Origin of the sequence: Arthrobacter sp. R4 (genome assembly GCF_051365025.1) — a bacterium.
Lineage (GTDB): Bacteria > Actinomycetota > Actinomycetes > Actinomycetales > Micrococcaceae > Arthrobacter.
In genome coordinates this window covers 175,254-191,005 of record NZ_JBLWIJ010000017.1, presented here as the reverse complement: position 1 = coordinate 191,005, position 15,752 = coordinate 175,254, and the positions used below count along the sequence as shown (strand labels likewise).

The following is a 15,752-nucleotide window of genomic DNA, read 5'->3' as shown; positions in this document are numbered from 1 at the left end:
CCTACTGTAATCATTCGGAGACCTCGCCTGTGCGGATGGGAGGAGGTTGCGGAGGGACCCCAACGGCCCGGGCAGCCGGCAGGGCGTTGGGCACTGACCGGGGCCCGCGGTGGGCCTAGAGTTGGACTGTGACCAATCTCGAAGTGACTCCCGAGCAGGAAGTTTGTCCACCGGCGGCCCCCGAAGACAGTTCGGGTCCTTGCCTGCAGCTCTGGCCGGAGCGGGAAGTTCCGCTGGGTGGGGTGCGGGCCATGAATGTTCGTCGCACGCTACCCCAGCGGGGCCTGCCCACCATCGGTGCGTGGTGCTTCCTGGATAGCTTCGGACCGGACAGGACTGCAATGTCCGTGCTCCCCCACCCGCATATCGGGCTGCAGACCGTGACATGGCCGCTGGCAGGGCATATCCGCCACCGGGACAGCGTGGGCAGCGACGTCGTGGTCCGCCCGGGCGAGCTGAACATCATGACGGCCGGGCGCGGCGTCTCCCACTCGGAATTTGCTGTTTTGCCGTCGTCACTCCCCACCTCCGACGGCGGCGGACAGCTGCCGCTGCAGCGCGGGCTCCAGCTCTGGGTTGCGCTCCCGGACAGCCACCGGCACACGAAGCCTGCCTTCGAGCAGCACCGCGAACTTCCGTCCGTGACCGGTGAAGGATTCACCGCGACGGTGATGGTAGGGGAATTCGCCGGTGCGGCGTCACCGGCCACCATGTACTCCCCGATCGTCGGCGTCGACATCTCGTGCGCGGGCCCGGCCGTGCTCCCCCTCAACAAACACTTCGAACATGCCGTCCTGGTGCTCGACGGCGGGCTGGTGGTGGACGGGCAGGAGATTCCGCCGGGGCCGCTGGGCTACCTGGGCGTGGGACGGACGCAGCTAGCCGTTGAGGCGCTCCCGGACACCAGGTTCGTGCTCCTCGGCGGCGAACCGTTCCAGGAGGAACTCCTGATGTGGTGGAACTTCGTGGCACGCACCCATGAGGAAGTGGAGGAGGCTCGTGAGGCTTGGGAGGCACAGGCCGGTATGCCTGGTTCCGAGGCCCGGGAGGCACGCTACGGGCTGGTGGAAGGGCACGGGCCCGACGCCGGTGCTGAAGCAGGCCGGATCCCCGCGCCCGTCCTGCCAACCGTGCGGCTGACGCCGCGGAAGCGCAGTACCCTCCCGTGACGGGCTGTTGCCAGTAGGTCAGTCAGTACTGGCCGTCCGGCAGGCCCCGTGGGCTACTCCTGCTCGGAGACCAGTTGCAGGACACCGAACACAGGTTCCTGGTCCAGTACACGCACGGCGGTGATGCCCGCAGCGGCCAGATGCTTGCGGAAAGCGTCCTGGAGCGGTACAACATTCATTCCCAGGCCGCCGCCCAGAATGACGGGCCCGTCAATTCCCAGCTTCCCGAGCGCCTGCGCGGCCAGGGCTGCGAGATCGCTGCCGGCCTGGTCCAGGAGCTCCTGGCTTCCGAGGTGGCCTGCCGCTGCAGCTTCAACCACGGGACGGGCCTGCTGGGCCCAGAAGCGGCGGCCGGTATCGGGGGAATGGAACAGCGAGATCAGCCGGTTGGGATCCTCCACCCCGCAGGAGTCCAGGAGCGCCGCCGTCAGCTGGTCGACCGGAAGGCCCTGGTTCATCCTGCGCAAGCTGTAGCGGACAGCTTCGCGCCCCAGCCAGTAGCCGCTGCCTTCATCGCCGAGGAGATAGCCCCAGCCACCGGCCCGGGCCTCTTCGCCTTTGGCATTCCTGCCCCAGGCGGCTGAGCCCGTTCCGGCGATCACTGCAACGCCCGTGCTGGCCCGGCCGGCAGCCAGCAGCAGGCGGGAGTCGTGGACCACCGTAATCCTGGCTCCGGGAACGTGGGGTTCGATCAGGGCCGCGAGCGCTGCGGCGTCGTCGTCCGTGTCGATCCCGCCCGCGCCGGCGTACACCTGGGAGACGCTGCCGCCGCCGATCCGGGCGAACAGGTCAGCGAGGTTGAAGGCCGCTTCCTCGCGGCTGACGTTTTGGACGTTGGAACTGCCTGCGGACTCGTCTGCGACCGCCCTTCCGTCGACAAAACGGACCCCGCGGGTCTTGGTTCCCCCGATGTCCAACCCGATGACGGTTCCTGATAATGGGCCGCGTCCGGCGGGGCTGTGTTCTGCGGAGGACGGGGTCAGGGGATTTTCGATGTCAGTCACATCACCAGCCTACTGATGCCCGTTCGGGAAGCCTGCCCGCCGTCGCCGTGTTTCATCCGCTGCGGGATTGGACGAGGCCTGCCAGCAGCTGTGGTCCCTCCTTAAGGACCATCTCCCGGAAAAGCCGGACAGCGTCAGGTTCGGCGTCGGGGCCGGGTTTACGCACTCGCCACGCCAGTCCGATTTCCCGGAAGGCCAGGCCGGACTCAATTGCCACTTCGACCCAGCCCAGGTTGCCGGTCTCCGGGCTGACCTCACGGCCCGGGCCGCTGCCGCCGGGCGGGAGGATGCTCACGCCAAGCCCGGCCGATACCAGCCCCCGCACCGTGTGGGAGTCCTGGCTTTCAAAGGCGATGCGCGGCCGGAAGCCTGCTTCGCGAAACAGTGCGTCCGTCAGGGAACGCAGGCCATAGCCGGACCCCAGTGCCACAAACGGATCGGTCCGGATGTCCTGGATCCGGGCGCTGCGGCGGGACGCCAGCGGGTGGGAGTGATGAACTACCAGCCGCAGCGGTTCGCGGTAGAGCGCTGCCGACGAAACGGAGCGGCCTGCCTGCGCCACGGGAGCAGTGAGGGCCAGGTCCGCCTGTCCGGATGCCAGCTCCGCGAGGCAGCTGTCCCTTGCACCCTGGCTGAAAGTGAAACCTGCTTCGGGGTGGCGGCTGCGGAAGGCGCTGACCAGCAGCGGCAGGGTGGCCTCGCCGAAGGTGTGCTGGAACGAGATGGATATCCTTCCCCGTACGACGTCCGATTCGTGCCGGACCAGGTCCAGCCCGGTCTGGAATTCGTCCAGCGCAGCTTCGATGAATGGAAGCAGTGTCCGGGCGGCGGCCGTCAGGCGCACTCCCCTGCCGTCGCGGATCAGGAGTTCGGTTCCGACGGCGGCGCTGGCGCGGCTCAGTGCGCGGCTCACCGTGGACTGCGGCACGCCCAGGAGCTCGGCCGTTTCGGTGATGTGCTGCGTCCGTCCCAGCTCGGCAAGGAGAGGCAACAGCGGCAGCAGTTGGGCCATTTGTTTCTGGTCAGCGTTCATGGAGCTACCCTTCCGGCCAGCTGTTCCGTTCCATTTTTGATATGAAATTCAAGGCAAACATGCATTGGAAGCATATATTGCCCGGCGTCTATCGTGGAGAAATGGGCACAGATCAGCGTTCGGCCGGCAACGGGAGACCCGTTCCGACGTCGTGGGATGGCCACCCGAAAGGCTCCGCTGCGTACGGGAAGGTCCTGGCTGGCCTGGCCTTTGCCGGCGTCGCCACATTTGCCCAGCTCTACTCCACGCAGGCCGTGCTGCCGATGATGGCAACCGACCTGCGGATTACAGCTGCCGAGGCGGGGCTCACCATTTCACTGGCCACTGTCGGGCTGGCGGTCACAGTCATCCCCTGGTCCTTCCTCGCAGACAGGATCGGACGTGTAAAGGCTATGGCGATGGGTATCAGTGCCGCCACGGTCCTCGGCCTGCTCGTGCCACTCGCCGAAAACTTCGGGATACTCCTGGGGCTGCGGTTGCTGGAGGGAATGGCCTTGGGAGGGATACCTGCCATCGCCATCGCCTACCTCAACGAGGAAGTCAACAAGGCACATGCTGCCTTGGCGGCCGGAAGCTATGTCGCGGGAACCACCCTTGGCGGCCTCGCAGGAAGGCTCGTTGCCGGTCCCGTCGGGGAACTCTGGGGATGGCGGGCAGCCGCGTTAGCGGTGTCACTGCTGGCCACCGTGGCAGCGGTACTGTTCCTGCTGCTGGTCCCCAAAGCCCGGGGGTTCACGCCGGCGAAGGCGGCAGGCCTGCGGGGGGCGTTCAGGACGCTTGCCGGCCATGTCCGTAACCGGAGGCTGCTGGCCCTGTATGTCCAGGCGTTCATGCTGATGGGCGGTTTTGTGGCCGTCTACAACTACCTCGGCTTCCGGCTGGCCGCCGCTCCCTTTGGCTTGCCGGCCACGTTGATCAGCCTGATCTTCCTGGCATACCTGTCCGGAACGGTCTCCTCACGCTGGGCAGCGGGATTGACCCTGCGCTTCGGGCGCCGGAACGTCCTGTTGGCAGGAGTCTTCCTGATGGTGGCTGGGCTTGCCCTGACCCTCACACAAGTGCTGGCAATCATTTTGCTTGGCCTGGTGATATTTACTGGCGGCTTCTTTGCAGCCCACAGCATTGGCGCCGGCTGGACGGGCACCATCGCCTCGACGGGCCGGGCGCAGGCCGCGTCGCTGTACAACCTCTCCTATTACCTCGGCTCCAGTGTCGTCGGCTGGGCTGGCGGGCTGGTCTTCCAGTCCTGGGGCTGGCCGGCCCTGGCAGCAACTGTGGCGCTGGCTTGCCTCACCGCGGTAACTGTCGCCGTCGCCCATCCCTGGCGTGAGACCCGGACGGCCCCGGAACCTTCCGCCGGCTCACAGGAAGCTGCTGCTGCTTAGTTGCGAACTATCGGCTGGCCGAGTCTAAAAGTGCTGGCGATTATTCGGACACCCGGACTGCCCGCGGGGTGAATGGGCGGAATCGGACGTCTAGGATGAACTCAGCACACTTTGAGGAGATCCCATGAGCAGCAACGCCAAGAACGTCCGGACCGGGGCCCATTCCGAACCCCTGGATGCCATCGACGAGCGGCTGCTCGCGGCCTTGGTTGATGATGCCCGGATCTCCAACAAGCAGCTTGCTGAACTCGTGGGCATCGCGCCCTCGACCGCGCTCATGCGCACTCGGGCGCTCTCCGAACGCGGCATCGTGCAAGGCTTCGAAGCCAAGCTCAGCCTGTCCGCCATCGGACGGTCCGTGCAGGCACTCGTGGCCGTCAGGCTCAGGGCCCATGACCGGGACCAGATCGACCGCTTTACTGCCCGAGTCCCGCATCTTCCGGCGGTTCTGTCCACCTTCCACACCTCAGGATCCGTTGATTACCTGCTGCACATCGCCGTGGCCAGCACCGAGGACCTGCGGGACTGGGTGCTGGACAACCTGGCGACAGACCCTGTGGTTGGCCACACGGAGACAACCCTTGTATTTGACCACATCCAGGGAAACCACGGGCCGCTGCCCGAGTAGCCACTGCCCGCGCTCCCGCACTGAGGGCCTGCTAGCGGCGGGCGCCCCGAACGGCCGTCCGCAATGCGAGTGCAGCGATCGCAAAGGACGCGGCGCCGCACAGCACCACAAAGCCGGTGACAGACGCTGCCAGCCCGAACACCGCCGTCGCCCATCCCAGTCCCAGTACCGGGACGGCGCTTCCCAGGTACGTGATGACGTATACGGTGCTGATGACCTGCGCATGATGCGCCGATTCCACTTTGGCGGCGACGTCGTTGAAGACCACGCGGAAGGCCACCCCCTGCCCCAACCCGGCACAGATGCTGGCGGCAACCAGCAACAACGGACTGTCCCAAGCCGCGGAGGCAGCCAGCAGCAGCACCGAAACGCCCAGGACTGCCAGGCCCGCCGGGACCACATACCGGCCGCGGGCACGGAGGAGCTGGCTCAGGGCGGAGGCGCCCAGTGTCAGCCCCGCCAGGGCACCGATTACCGGGCGGGACTCGGCATGCACGATCTGGGCAAAATAGCCCGGCGCCAAGGACAGGCAGAATCCAAAGACTGAGAAGCTGAGGAACCCGACGGCGGCCGCGAGCCAGAAAGCCCCCCTCGCCTCCGTGGACACAGACGGCCGTCGCGGCGCCAGCGCCTTGAACGGGCTGGCGCCGTCCCCGGGCATGATTGCCGGCCGGGCCTGGAGCAGGTACAGAGGTACGAGCAGGGCGGCAAGCAGGGCGGAATGCACGTAGTAAGGTGCCGTCGTGTGCCCGGGCAGCGTGGACAGGAGGCCACCAATGGCCGGACCTGCCGCCACACCTCCCGCGGAGGCCAGGAGGGTAAAACGCGAGGCCCATTCCGGGCGGGAGGGCAGCAGCTCCCGCAGCGCGGCGGCACTTGCCCCGGTGGCCAGCGCCACCGCCGCCCCCTGCAGGGCGCGCCCGGCGGAGAGAGCTGCCAGGTCATCCGCATGCGCGAAAATCCAGCCACCGGCAAGCCCCACCACAACAGCCAGGATCAATGCCGCCCGCCGGCCGATGTGATCCGACCAGTGCCCCGCCAGCATCAGGGTGGATACGAGGGCGAGCACGTAACTGGCGAAGGCAACGGTGATCCCGAAAGACGAAAGCCCCAATCTGGCCTGCAGCAGCGGATACAGGGGTGTAGCCAGGTTCGCGCCTACCAGCAGCGTAAAAATGACGGTTCCGGCGATAACCAGCCGTGCAGTTGTGGAGGCATCCCAGCCCGCGCGGCCAGCGGTGGCTGGACGCATGCGGAGTTCACTGAAAACTGTCAATCTTGTGCCTTTGCTTCGACCGGCGCCGGGTGTCCTTGTGGGATCCGGCGGCAGGATAAGAACGGATATCTACAGATTGCGGCACAACTGCCCGATTGATCCTTTGTTCATGCAAGAATTGGTCAAAATCATCAATTCCTAGCCACATTCATGCCGGAAAGTGAGAGTTTTGAACAACACCCTTGACCCCACCGACCTGAAGATCCTGCTGGAGCTGATCCGCGATCCCCGCGTGCAGATCGGCGAACTCAGCGACTCTCTGGGTATCGCGCGCAACACTGCGCAGTCGCGTGTACGGCGGCTGCTTCGTGCCGGCGTCCTCCACGACGGCGGCCGCGAGATCGACCTCGAGGCGGTGGGGTACGACGTCGTCGCCTTCGTGACGATTGAAGTCACGCACCGGGAGCTCGACGGCGTCGTGTCGGCATTGCGGCTTCTCCCCCAAGTCCTGGAAGTCCACGAAATTTCCGGGCGGGGCGATGTCTGGTGCCGTGTGGTGGCCACGGACACCCACAACCTGCAGGCCGCACTCCGCCAAATCCTCAGAATTAAGGGCGTTATCCGGACTGAAACCGTCCTGGCGCTCCATACGCACATCCCGTACCGGACCGAACCGCTGATCAGCAGGCTGGCACAGGGCGGGCAAACCCAGGCAACACGGCCGGCCCGGCCCCCCAGGGCCGCCCACGGGCAGCCAAGCGACTAGGCTTTCGAGCATGGATTGGCTCTCATATATCTCGCAGATCAATTGGCTGGCCGTGCTGGTCGCCTTCATCGCAAGCATGGTTATCGGCTTCGTCTGGTACCTGCCGGCCGTGCTGGGCAACAGGTGGATGGCCGCGATTGGCAAGACGGAGGAGGACCTCAAGAACATCAGCGGCGGCGCCCGCATCTGGATCCCGATGATCCTCGCGGCAGCCCTGACAGCCATTCTGCTTGCCGTCCTGATCAGCAAACTTGACCTTGACAATGCCATGGCCGGAGGGTTCTTCGCTCTGGTCCTGGCCTTGGTTTTCCGCGCGGGCGGACATGTCATCCATAACGGCTTCGCCGGCCGGCCAGCCGCGGTAACCCTCATCGACTCCGGCCACGACCTCCTGGCGATGACCGTTGCTGGTGCGATCATCGGAGCCATGTCCTGAACCGCCGTCGCGCCGCCTCACCGAAAGGACCCCTCCACCGTTGACGATTATCGACAACGCCGTCTATGTGGACGGGGTCCGCAGCGCTGAACCAGAGTCCATGGAACAGACTTTCGAAACGCTCGCCCACCACGGGGGCATGGCCTGGATCGGGCTGTACCGGCCGACCCAAGCGGAGATGGCGGCCGTGGCCAGCGAATTCGGCCTCCATGCCCTGGCGGTCGAGGATGCGATTTCCGCGCACCAGCGCCCCAAGCTTGAGCGGTACGAGGACAACCTCTTCACCGTGCTCCGGCCGGCCCGCTACCTCGATGCCACCGAAACCGTGGAATTCGGCGAGCTCCACATCTTTACCGGCCGGAACTTTGTGGTCACCGTCCGCCACGCCGAGATGGCAGGGGTGGCCACGGTGAGGCGCCGACTGGAGTCGCGGCCCGACCTCCTCCGGCACGGCCCGGAGGCTGTCCTGTACGCCCTGCTGGACAAGGTGGTGGATGACTATGCCCCCGTGGTGGCCGGGCTCGAGAACGACATCGACGAAATCGAAGACCAACTCTTCAGCGGTGACAGCACGGTCTCACGCCGGATTTACGAACTCGCCCGGGAGGTCATCCAGTTCCAGCGCGCGATCCACCCACTCCCAGGCATGATGCAGCAGCTCAAGCGCGGGTTCGAGAAGTACGGGGTGGAAACGGAACTGCAGCACAGCCTCCGTGACGTGGAGGACCACGTAGAGCGGGTCATTTCCCGTGCCGACTCTTTCCGCGACCTCCTCCAGAACGCGCTGACGCTGGACGGGACACTGACCGCCAACCGCCAGAACGAGGCCAGCGCCGAGCAGAACGAACAGGTCAAGAAGATCTCGTCATGGGCGGCGATCTTCTTTGCGCCTTCGTTCGTGGCCGGCATCTACGGCATGAACTTTGACCACATGCCCGAACTCCACTGGGCTCTGGGCTACCCCATGGCCATTGCCTTGATGGCCGGGACGGCAGGCCTGATGTACGGCATCTTCAAGAAGAAGGGCTGGCTCTGATGCCGGGCCCAGGGAACGATGGCGCTGCTGCGGCGGCGCTGGTCCATGGCCGGATCATCACTCCCGGCACGGATCACCAGCTGGGCACCTACGGGCTGTTCCCGCCGTCGGCCGCCCAGCAGCGCATCCTGACGCCAGCCACCGTGCCGCTCACGGCCAAAAACGCCGAGCCGGACCTGCTGTGGATGGGCTTTGCCGAGCTCTGCGGGGGCGCTGCCGCCCTGGCCGACTACCGGGCGTTGGCGGACCAGCACAGCACGTGGGTCATCGACGGCGTTCCGGACCCCGAGGCGGTCTCGGCAGAAATGGCCCTGGGCTGGATCCGCTTCGCCGAAGCCGTGGAGGCCCTCCGGGAGCGGGGCCGGACGCTGTTCCTGATCGGGCACAGCCCCCTCGACTGGGATCGCGCGACCGTCGCATGGCGGGGCGCCCACAGTCCTGGCACTTCAGACGTGCCGGAAGCGATGGCCAGGATTGCCCGACACCTGGCGGTCCTGGTGCGGGTGGAATCGGCCGCCGAGGCGGTTCCGGAGGGTATCTCCGGAAGCTAGGCGGCATGAACGCCGATCTCCGCACCGTCGCCGAATACAAGACGGCGATTGGCTACCTTTTCAGTGAAGAACCGGTCGTGGCTGACTACCACGACGGCGCCGGGGAAATGCAGCAGGGCGCGTTCCATGACTTGGGTGCTGGAGAGGTCCAGGTGGTTGGTGGGCTCATCCAGCAGCAGGACTGAGGCCCCGGAGAGCAGGCACTGGGCCATTGCCACGCGGGCACGCTGGCCACCAGAGAGGTTGCCGATCCGTTGCTTGAGGTCGGCATCGGAAAACTGGAACATCGCCAGAAACCGGTGGACAGATTTTTTCGTCGCAGTCAGCGCCAGGCTGTCCGGCATCGCGTTGACCGCGTGGGTGACCGTGTCGTCGTCGTTAAGCTCTTCAAGCACCTGGTTGTACGAGACCATGCCCGCTCCCTTGGCCCACGAGACCGAACCGGAATCGGCAGGCTCCTCGCCCGTGAGTGCCCGCAGGAGCGTGGACTTTCCGCTGCCGTTGGCGCCGATGACCGCGATCCGGTGCCCGCGGCCAATCTCGAAGCTCAGGTCCTGGAAAAGTGTCCGGCCGTCATAGGATTTGCCGAGCGAATCCACCCTGCACAACACGTCCTTGACGTAGAGGCCGCCGTAGATCTCCGTGATGATCTGATCCACGGGCCGGGGCGTCCGCGACTTCTTGATCTTGGCCAGCTGGTTGGCCAACCCCTTACTGGCCGCTTTTGCAGCCTCCCTGCGGTCCGAGATGCCCTCGGCTTCGAACGCCAGCAACTCGGACTCGTGCAGGAACTGGCTTTCCAGGCTCTTGAGCCGGAACTGCTTGGCTACGACGTAGTCAGCAAAGTTGCCCGGGTACTCATGCAGGTGGAAGTTTTCCACCTCGACGATGCGGGTGACAACGGAGTCCAGGAATGTGCGGTCGTGGGAGACGATGATCGCCGCACCCTTGAAGGTCCGGAACCAGCCCTCCAGCCATTCGACGCCGGCCACGTCCAGGTAGTTGGTGGGCTCGTCCAGCAGAAGCACATCAGGGGCCTCAAGCAGGATCTTGGCCAACGCGGCCCGGTTCCGCCAGCCACCGGACAGTTCATCGATGGAGCAGACACGATGGGCGTCGCTGAAGCCCAGGGTGGTGAGCACTTTGTCGATGCTCCGCTGGTAGTCCCAGCCGTCCAGCCGGTCCATGTCCTCGAATAGCTCCGATTGGCGGTGGATAAGGATGTCCAGTTGAGCATCCCCCGGCCCTGCGGCGATCTCGGCGTCGATGGCCGCCAGTTCAGTTTCAATGTCCTTGATGTGGTTGAACAGGCCATCCAGGACCTCAAGGATGCTCGCCTCGCCGTCCAGTTCCGAGAACTGTGAAAAATAGGCGGTGCTGACGCCCGGATCCAGGCTGATGGTCCCGGCATCCGGTGCCACCTGCCCGAGGATGAGCCTCAGGATGGTGGACTTGCCTGACCCGTTCCGGCCGATGAGGCCCACCCGGTCTCCCGGTTCAAGCCGGAAGAATGCTTCACGGAGAACCGGTGTTTTTTCGAAGCCGACGCTGACGTCGTTCAGCCGGATCAAACTCATTGATTCTGTCCAATCCAGGGAAGGTTCGTGCGCAGGAAACCGTCCGTAGCAGACAGCCAAGTTTGTGGAGCTAAGGGGATTCGAACCCCTGACCTCTTCGATGCGAACGAAGCGCTCTACCAACTGAGCTATAGCCCCGGAACCGCCCGCTCTCCGGTGGGAGCCGCGGGGCCGGTGACCCTAGGCTACAAATTTTCCGGTCACTTTACCAACCGGGAGCCGAAAAGACTCCTTGGCCTGTGAGCCCGGCGGGCAGCAGGATGTCAGGCGCGCCGGCGCTGCAGGACGTCGTCGAGGTTGCTCAGTGCGCTCTGTGCTTTTGTCAGCGGCTTCGCGGCAGGCGCGACCGCCGGCGCGGCCGGAGTGCCCTGCTTCAGGGAGGGCTTGCCTACGGCCTTGGGCGACTCGGGCAGGTCCAAGGGCTCGGGAGCGGGCCGTTCGGCTTTTGCCGCGTCGACGTAAACCGGTTTGGGGACATCAACCGGTTCCCACGTTTCTCCGGCAGGTACTGAATCCTTGGCCGTGTTGGCGCTGGTGTCGCCGGCTTCGAGGGCAACGGCGAGGGCAGCCTGGCGCAGTTCAGCGGCCGTCAGGGGCTTGGGTTTTGGCCGGTGGGCTTCGGCGTCGAACAGCTTGCTTTCCGGCTGGGGGCCGGGCTGAGGTGCCGGGGTCTGCTCCGGTTGCCCTTCACGGCGGGCCGGTGCACTCATCGCGGACCTGAACGCGGCACTGACCTTTTTCCTGCGGTCACGGACGGCAAGTCCACGCAGCAGTGCCAATGATCCAAAGGCGGCCAGGAAGGCAAGAACCGGCAACAGGGGCGTGCCCAGCCCGAACGGCAGGAGCACACCGGCAATGACTGCGGTCAGGAGGGCAATGAGTGCCAGCAGGGCAATGGCGGTCCGGCCGTAGCGGATGCGGAATCCACCGGTCCCTGCCCTGGCCCCGGGCTCCGCGGCGGCGTCCAATGCGGCTACGGGGCTCTTCCTGATGTCCATGGCTTTCTCCTGCTGGGCGGTGATGTTCATGACCGTCCCGGCTCTCGGGTCCGATGATTCAGTAGCTGGTGCGTCCGCCGTCATCTCGCCTGCGGCTTGAAACTGGTGCCGGCGGTTCCGGAGAACATACGGGGCAACCCAGACAATCCAGAGCACAACGGCAACCACAAGGATCACTGAGCTGCTAAGGGGGAAGTCCACAATCAAAACCGTATGAGCATTACGCCAAGGCCTGCGGCATTAGCCACGGTGTGTCGCCGGCAACGTGGCAAATCAATGGATTTATGACGGCGCGGGACCTAGGAGGGGCGGGATGCCAGCCAGCGGGGAAGGAGCCCATCCGGGACTTCTTCCGAGGTCAGGGCGAAGGTCCGGTGGTCTGCCCACTCCCCGTTGATATGCAGGAAGCGCGGCCGGTAGCCTTCGTCGCGGAAGCCGAGCTTTTCAACGACGCGCAGGCTGGGGCCGTTTTCCGGACGGATGTTGATCTCCATGCGGTGCAGCCCCAGAACCTGGAAGCAATGATCCGTAGCCATAGCTACGGCCGTTGGAGCAATGCCGTGTCCGGCGCGCGCCTGGTCCACCCAATATCCCAGCGTTGCCATCATGGCCGAACCCCACACAATGGATGACACTGTCAGCTGGCCAACGATGGCGGGAGCAGCTTGCTGGGGACGCCGCTCGGTGATGAGGAACGGCAGCGCGGTGGACTGCGCTGCCTGGATCTTGAGGGATCGCACCATCTGCCGGTAGTCGGGCAGGCCGCCGCCAGGAGCCGGGTTGGACGCCTCCCAGGGAGCAAGCCATTCGCTGTTTCGCCCCCGGACCTCGGTCCACTCCTTTTTGTCCCGGTACCGGATAGGGCGCAGTACCAGGTCCCCGCACTCCAGTGTGACGGGCCAGATGGGGCCGGCGCGCACGGTGCGTTACTTGGAAAGACCGGCGGTGAAGCCGGGCAGCCATTCGCGTAGACCGGGCCCGAGGTCGTCGCTGTCGATTGCCAGCTGGACGCAGGCCTTGAGGTAACTAAGTTTGTCGCCGGTGTCGTAACGGCGGCCACGGAAGATCACGCCGTAGACCCCATGGCCCTCATTGTCGCCGGCGGCCAGTTCCTGCAGGGCGTCCGTGAGCTGAATCTCGCCGCCACGCCCCGGTCCGGTGCGTTCCAGTACGTCAAAAACAGCGGGGTGAAGGACGTATCGCCCGATGACGGCGAGGTTGGACGGCGCTTCCTCCATGCTCGGCTTCTCCACGAGCTCGTTGATCCGCACGTAACTCTCACCATCGATGTCCTGGATGTCAGCGCAGCCATAGGCGCTGATCTGTGACGGTTCCACCTCGATTAGGGCGACGACTGACCCGCCGGTTTTCGCCTGGACTTCGATCATGGTGCTCAGCAGCTCGTCCCGGGCGTCGATCAGGTCATCGCCCAGCAGGACGGCGAACGGTTCGTTGCCCACGTGCTGCTTTGCACGTAGCACCGCGTGGCCAAGCCCATTGGGGTCGCCCTGGCGGACGTAATGGATGTCGCCGAGGTTGCTGGCGGCCTGGATCGAGGACAGTTTGGCGGTGTCGCCTTTGTCCGCCAAAGTAGCTTCCAGCGCCGGAACCCGGTCAAAGTGGTCTTCGAGCGCCCGTTTGTTGCGTCCGGTGATCATCAGGATGTCGTGAAGCCCCACTTTGACGGCTTCCTCGACGACATATTGGATGGCAGGTTTGTCGACTACCGGGAGCATTTCCTTCGGCATGGCCTTCGTGGCAGGCAAGAACCTGGTGCCGAGTCCCGCTGCAGGAATTACGGCCTTACGTACTGTCTGGTTGGTGGTAGTCACTGGACTAATCTAGCGGAGGGAACATTCAGACAGTAATCATTGGCCCGGTGAAGCCCGGCCCCGGACAACGGGAAGTTGAGCCATTCATGACCGCCGGCAACAGCTCTTACAAGGAACAGATCCGCACGCGGCACAGGGCCGCACGTGCCGCCATGGACCTCGCCACGCGCGAGGCAGCTGGCGCCGGAATTGCGCACCACGGCCTCCACTGGGCGGAGCAATGCTCCGACGGAATGCCGTCCACATTTTGTGTCTACCTGGGGGTCCACTTCGAGCCGCCCACCGTCCCGCTCATCGATGCCCTTCACGGCCGAGGGCATAAGGTCCTGTTGCCAATCTGCGAACCGGGGCGCAGGCTCAGTTGGGTTTTCTGGGCACCGGGCGGTGAACTGGTCCGAAGCAGGTACGCCCCCATACTCGAGCCGGCAGGGACACGCCACGGACTCGAGGTGATGGCAGGTGTCTCGGCGCTGTTTATGCCTGCCACCGCCGTGGACCGCGACGGCAACCGGATCGGACAAGGCGGGGGCTACTACGACGTTTTCCTCAACTCCCTGGACGGCCTGCGGCCTGGCCTGCCTTCAGCGGCAATTGTCTATGACCAGGAAGTACTGCCACAGGGCAGCATCCCCGCCGAGGACTTTGACAGGAAGGTCCCGGCGGCCCTCACTCCCTCCGGTGTCGTTCCGCTCCGCACGGCTTGAGCCGCACCGGCTCCGCGGTTGGCCTTCGGAGTTGGCCTTCGCAGTTGGCCTTGGCGGCAGGGATGATAGAATTGGCACTCAGGCCCTGCGACTGCTAATGGACGGCAAAGATCGTCCTGGCAGCACGGGACCTCTCGTTTGCCCAAGAGGAGGAGCACCAGTGCCAACGTATGCGTACGCCTGCAAGGATTGCAGCCATGCCTTCGACATTGTCCAGTCGTTCACGGACAGCACACTGACGTCCTGCCCCGAATGCCAGGGGACCTTGCGCAAGAAGTTCAACAGCGTAGGCGTGGTCTTCAAAGGCTCCGGTTTCTACCGCACGGACTCACGGGACAGCAAGGGAAGCGCTGTATCGCCCGCCCCCGCTACGCCAGCCGCTCCGGCACCTGCCCCGGCCGCCGCTGCTGCTGCTGCAAGCTAACGACCAACCCCGCTCATTAGCCCCTGCGGTAATGGTTCCGTGCTGGGCCGGTTCCCAGGCTAATTTAGCCTCCCCGGTTTCCGACGCCTTTCCTTCGCCCCCAGCAATCCCGGCTTCAGGTTGTCCACATAGCCTTCAACCGGCCTGCCCTGGACCAGCCGCCCGGAACTAGCGTGGGCCTATGCCTGTCGCACTGTTACACCCCTACCAAAGAACCCGCCGCAGCAGAGAATCCAATGCGCCCGGGCGCCAACCCCGCAGGACCCGTCCCCAGCCGGCCGGCCGTCCGCCCGGCCGACGGCTTGGCCCGTTGCTGGCCCGGAACCGTCGCCTGGCCATAGCGTTCCTGCTGTGTGTTGCGGCCGCCGTTGCCGTCCATCAGCTGACTCCGGCCCCTGCCGATTCGAAGACGGCCCTCGCAGCAGCCAGGGATCTTCCGGCCGGTTCCTCGCTGGCGCCCTCGGACGTGGCCGAGGTCAAGGTGCCGCCGGGGATGATGGCTGCGGGATTCATCCGGGGCAGTGCCGAGGCAGAGGGAAAGCAGTTGGCTGCCCCGCTCCGCAAAGGGCAGCTCCTCACTGACGCCCAACTGCTGGGACCCGGCCTGCTCACGGGGACTCCCCCAGGGTCCGCTGCCGTTCCACTGCGGATGGCGGACCCGTCATCCATCCAGCTCGTGTCACCGGGCCAGCTGGTCAACGTGGTGCTCACGGGCACCAACGGTTACGACCAGCAGGCTCCCCCGGAGGTTCTGGCGACGGCAGTCCCGGTGCTCTGGACCTCGGGCCAGGGCGGCAAGACCGGGGAATGGCTCGGTACCGCCGAGACAGACGGCCTGATCGTGGTCGCGGCCCGCCCTGAGCAGGCAGCCCGCCTGGCGGGTGCCTCCACGCAGGGCAAGCTGTTTTTCGTCCTGGTGACGCAGCCACCAGGTTGAGCCAGCCCGCCTCTTGTCCGGGGCCTATGTCCCTCGGCTGCCAAGCTGTCTCGGTC

General features: G+C 65.4%; 17 protein-coding genes and 1 tRNA gene. 10 read left to right on the top strand and 8 right to left on the bottom strand.

Features of this window, described 5'->3' with window-relative positions:
• The first annotated feature begins 128 nt into the window (after positions 1 to 128).
• On the top strand, positions 129 to 1,169 hold the full coding sequence (locus ACLKOZ_RS12440) for a pirin family protein (RefSeq protein WP_436475404.1): 1,041 nt from the start codon (positions 129 to 131) through the stop codon (positions 1,167 to 1,169).
• Between the two features lie 53 nt (positions 1,170 to 1,222).
• Here the strand turns inward: ACLKOZ_RS12440 and ACLKOZ_RS12435 are convergent, their stop codons facing one another.
• A complete protein-coding gene (locus ACLKOZ_RS12435) occupies positions 1,223 to 2,173 on the bottom strand; it encodes an N-acetylglucosamine kinase (RefSeq protein WP_436475402.1) in 951 nt (316 codons plus the stop codon).
• 52 nt (positions 2,174 to 2,225) lie between these two features.
• Positions 2,226 to 3,206 (bottom strand): LysR substrate-binding domain-containing protein, encoded by a 981-nt coding sequence (locus ACLKOZ_RS12430; RefSeq protein ID WP_436475400.1) that lies wholly within the window; start codon positions 3,204 to 3,206, stop codon positions 2,226 to 2,228.
• Positions 3,207 to 3,307: 101 nt separating this feature from the next.
• Between ACLKOZ_RS12430 and ACLKOZ_RS12425 the strand changes: the two genes are divergently transcribed.
• Positions 3,308 to 4,591: an MFS transporter gene (locus ACLKOZ_RS12425; protein ID WP_436475398.1), complete on the top strand. Its 1,284-nt coding sequence runs from the start codon at positions 3,308 to 3,310 to the stop codon at positions 4,589 to 4,591.
• Positions 4,592 to 4,715: 124 nt separating this feature from the next.
• Entirely contained in the window at positions 4,716 to 5,219 is a 504-nt protein-coding gene (locus tag ACLKOZ_RS12420) for an Lrp/AsnC family transcriptional regulator (protein ID WP_337345655.1), read from the top strand.
• A gap of 31 nt (positions 5,220 to 5,250) precedes the next feature.
• Here ACLKOZ_RS12420 and ACLKOZ_RS12415 read toward each other — a convergent pair whose 3' ends face one another.
• Complete coding sequence (locus ACLKOZ_RS12415; protein ID WP_436475396.1) at positions 5,251 to 6,495, bottom strand: MFS transporter; 1,245 nt, start codon at positions 6,493 to 6,495, stop codon at positions 5,251 to 5,253.
• 169 nt (positions 6,496 to 6,664) lie between these two features.
• Here ACLKOZ_RS12415 and ACLKOZ_RS12410 point away from each other — a divergent pair, with 169 nt between their 5' ends.
• From ACLKOZ_RS12410 to zapE, 4 genes are read left to right on the top strand one after another with little or no spacing between them, the layout of a single operon-like run.
• Entirely contained in the window at positions 6,665 to 7,201 is a 537-nt protein-coding gene (locus ACLKOZ_RS12410) for an Lrp/AsnC family transcriptional regulator (protein ID WP_337345653.1), read from the top strand.
• Between the two features lie 10 nt (positions 7,202 to 7,211).
• Entirely contained in the window at positions 7,212 to 7,637 is a 426-nt protein-coding gene (locus ACLKOZ_RS12405) for a DUF1761 domain-containing protein (protein ID WP_436475393.1), read from the top strand.
• Positions 7,638 to 7,677: 40 nt separating this feature from the next.
• Positions 7,678 to 8,673 carry a magnesium/cobalt transporter CorA gene (corA, locus tag ACLKOZ_RS12400; RefSeq protein ID WP_436475391.1) on the top strand — a complete coding sequence of 332 codons (996 nt, stop codon included), beginning with the start codon at positions 7,678 to 7,680 and terminating at the stop codon, positions 8,671 to 8,673.
• Positions 8,673 to 9,224 carry an AFG1/ZapE family ATPase gene (zapE, locus tag ACLKOZ_RS12395; protein ID WP_436475389.1) on the top strand — a complete coding sequence of 184 codons (552 nt, stop codon included), beginning with the start codon at positions 8,673 to 8,675 and terminating at the stop codon, positions 9,222 to 9,224. The genes corA and zapE overlap by 1 nt, the downstream gene beginning before the upstream one ends.
• On the opposite strand, the gene ACLKOZ_RS12390 is transcribed toward zapE, so the two are convergent.
• The 5 genes from ACLKOZ_RS12390 to galU form a co-directional block, all read right to left on the bottom strand.
• Positions 9,221 to 10,801 carry an ABC-F family ATP-binding cassette domain-containing protein gene (locus tag ACLKOZ_RS12390; RefSeq protein WP_436475387.1) on the bottom strand — a complete coding sequence of 527 codons (1,581 nt, stop codon included), beginning with the start codon at positions 10,799 to 10,801 and terminating at the stop codon, positions 9,221 to 9,223. The two genes, zapE and ACLKOZ_RS12390, sit on opposite strands and share 4 nt — an antisense overlap.
• A 65-nt stretch (positions 10,802 to 10,866) precedes the next feature.
• Positions 10,867 to 10,939, bottom strand: a tRNA-Ala gene (locus ACLKOZ_RS12385).
• Positions 10,940 to 11,064: 125 nt separating this feature from the next.
• The gene (locus tag ACLKOZ_RS12380) at positions 11,065 to 12,000 is read right to left on the bottom strand and encodes a hypothetical protein (protein ID WP_436475385.1); all 936 of its coding nucleotides are present in this window, start codon (positions 11,998 to 12,000) and stop codon (positions 11,065 to 11,067) included.
• Between the two features lie 98 nt (positions 12,001 to 12,098).
• On the bottom strand, positions 12,099 to 12,719 hold the full coding sequence (locus tag ACLKOZ_RS12375) for a GNAT family N-acetyltransferase (protein ID WP_337350902.1): 621 nt from the start codon (positions 12,717 to 12,719) through the stop codon (positions 12,099 to 12,101).
• Between the two features lie 6 nt (positions 12,720 to 12,725).
• Entirely contained in the window at positions 12,726 to 13,631 is a 906-nt protein-coding gene (galU, locus tag ACLKOZ_RS12370; RefSeq protein ID WP_337350901.1) for a UTP--glucose-1-phosphate uridylyltransferase GalU, read from the bottom strand.
• Positions 13,632 to 13,717: 86 nt separating this feature from the next.
• Between galU and ACLKOZ_RS12365 the strand changes: the two genes are divergently transcribed.
• The 3 genes from ACLKOZ_RS12365 (at position 13,718) to cpaB (ending at position 15,696) form a co-directional block, all read left to right on the top strand.
• Positions 13,718 to 14,335 carry a 5-formyltetrahydrofolate cyclo-ligase gene (locus tag ACLKOZ_RS12365; RefSeq protein ID WP_436475382.1) on the top strand — a complete coding sequence of 206 codons (618 nt, stop codon included), beginning with the start codon at positions 13,718 to 13,720 and terminating at the stop codon, positions 14,333 to 14,335.
• 160 nt (positions 14,336 to 14,495) lie between these two features.
• Positions 14,496 to 14,759, top strand: a complete 264-nt coding sequence (locus ACLKOZ_RS12360) for an FmdB family zinc ribbon protein (protein WP_436475380.1) — start codon at positions 14,496 to 14,498, stop codon at positions 14,757 to 14,759.
• Positions 14,760 to 14,940: 181 nt separating this feature from the next.
• The gene (gene cpaB / locus ACLKOZ_RS12355; RefSeq protein ID WP_436475378.1) at positions 14,941 to 15,696 is read left to right on the top strand and encodes a Flp pilus assembly protein CpaB; all 756 of its coding nucleotides are present in this window, start codon (positions 14,941 to 14,943) and stop codon (positions 15,694 to 15,696) included.
• The last annotated feature ends 56 nt before the right edge of the window (positions 15,697 to 15,752 follow it).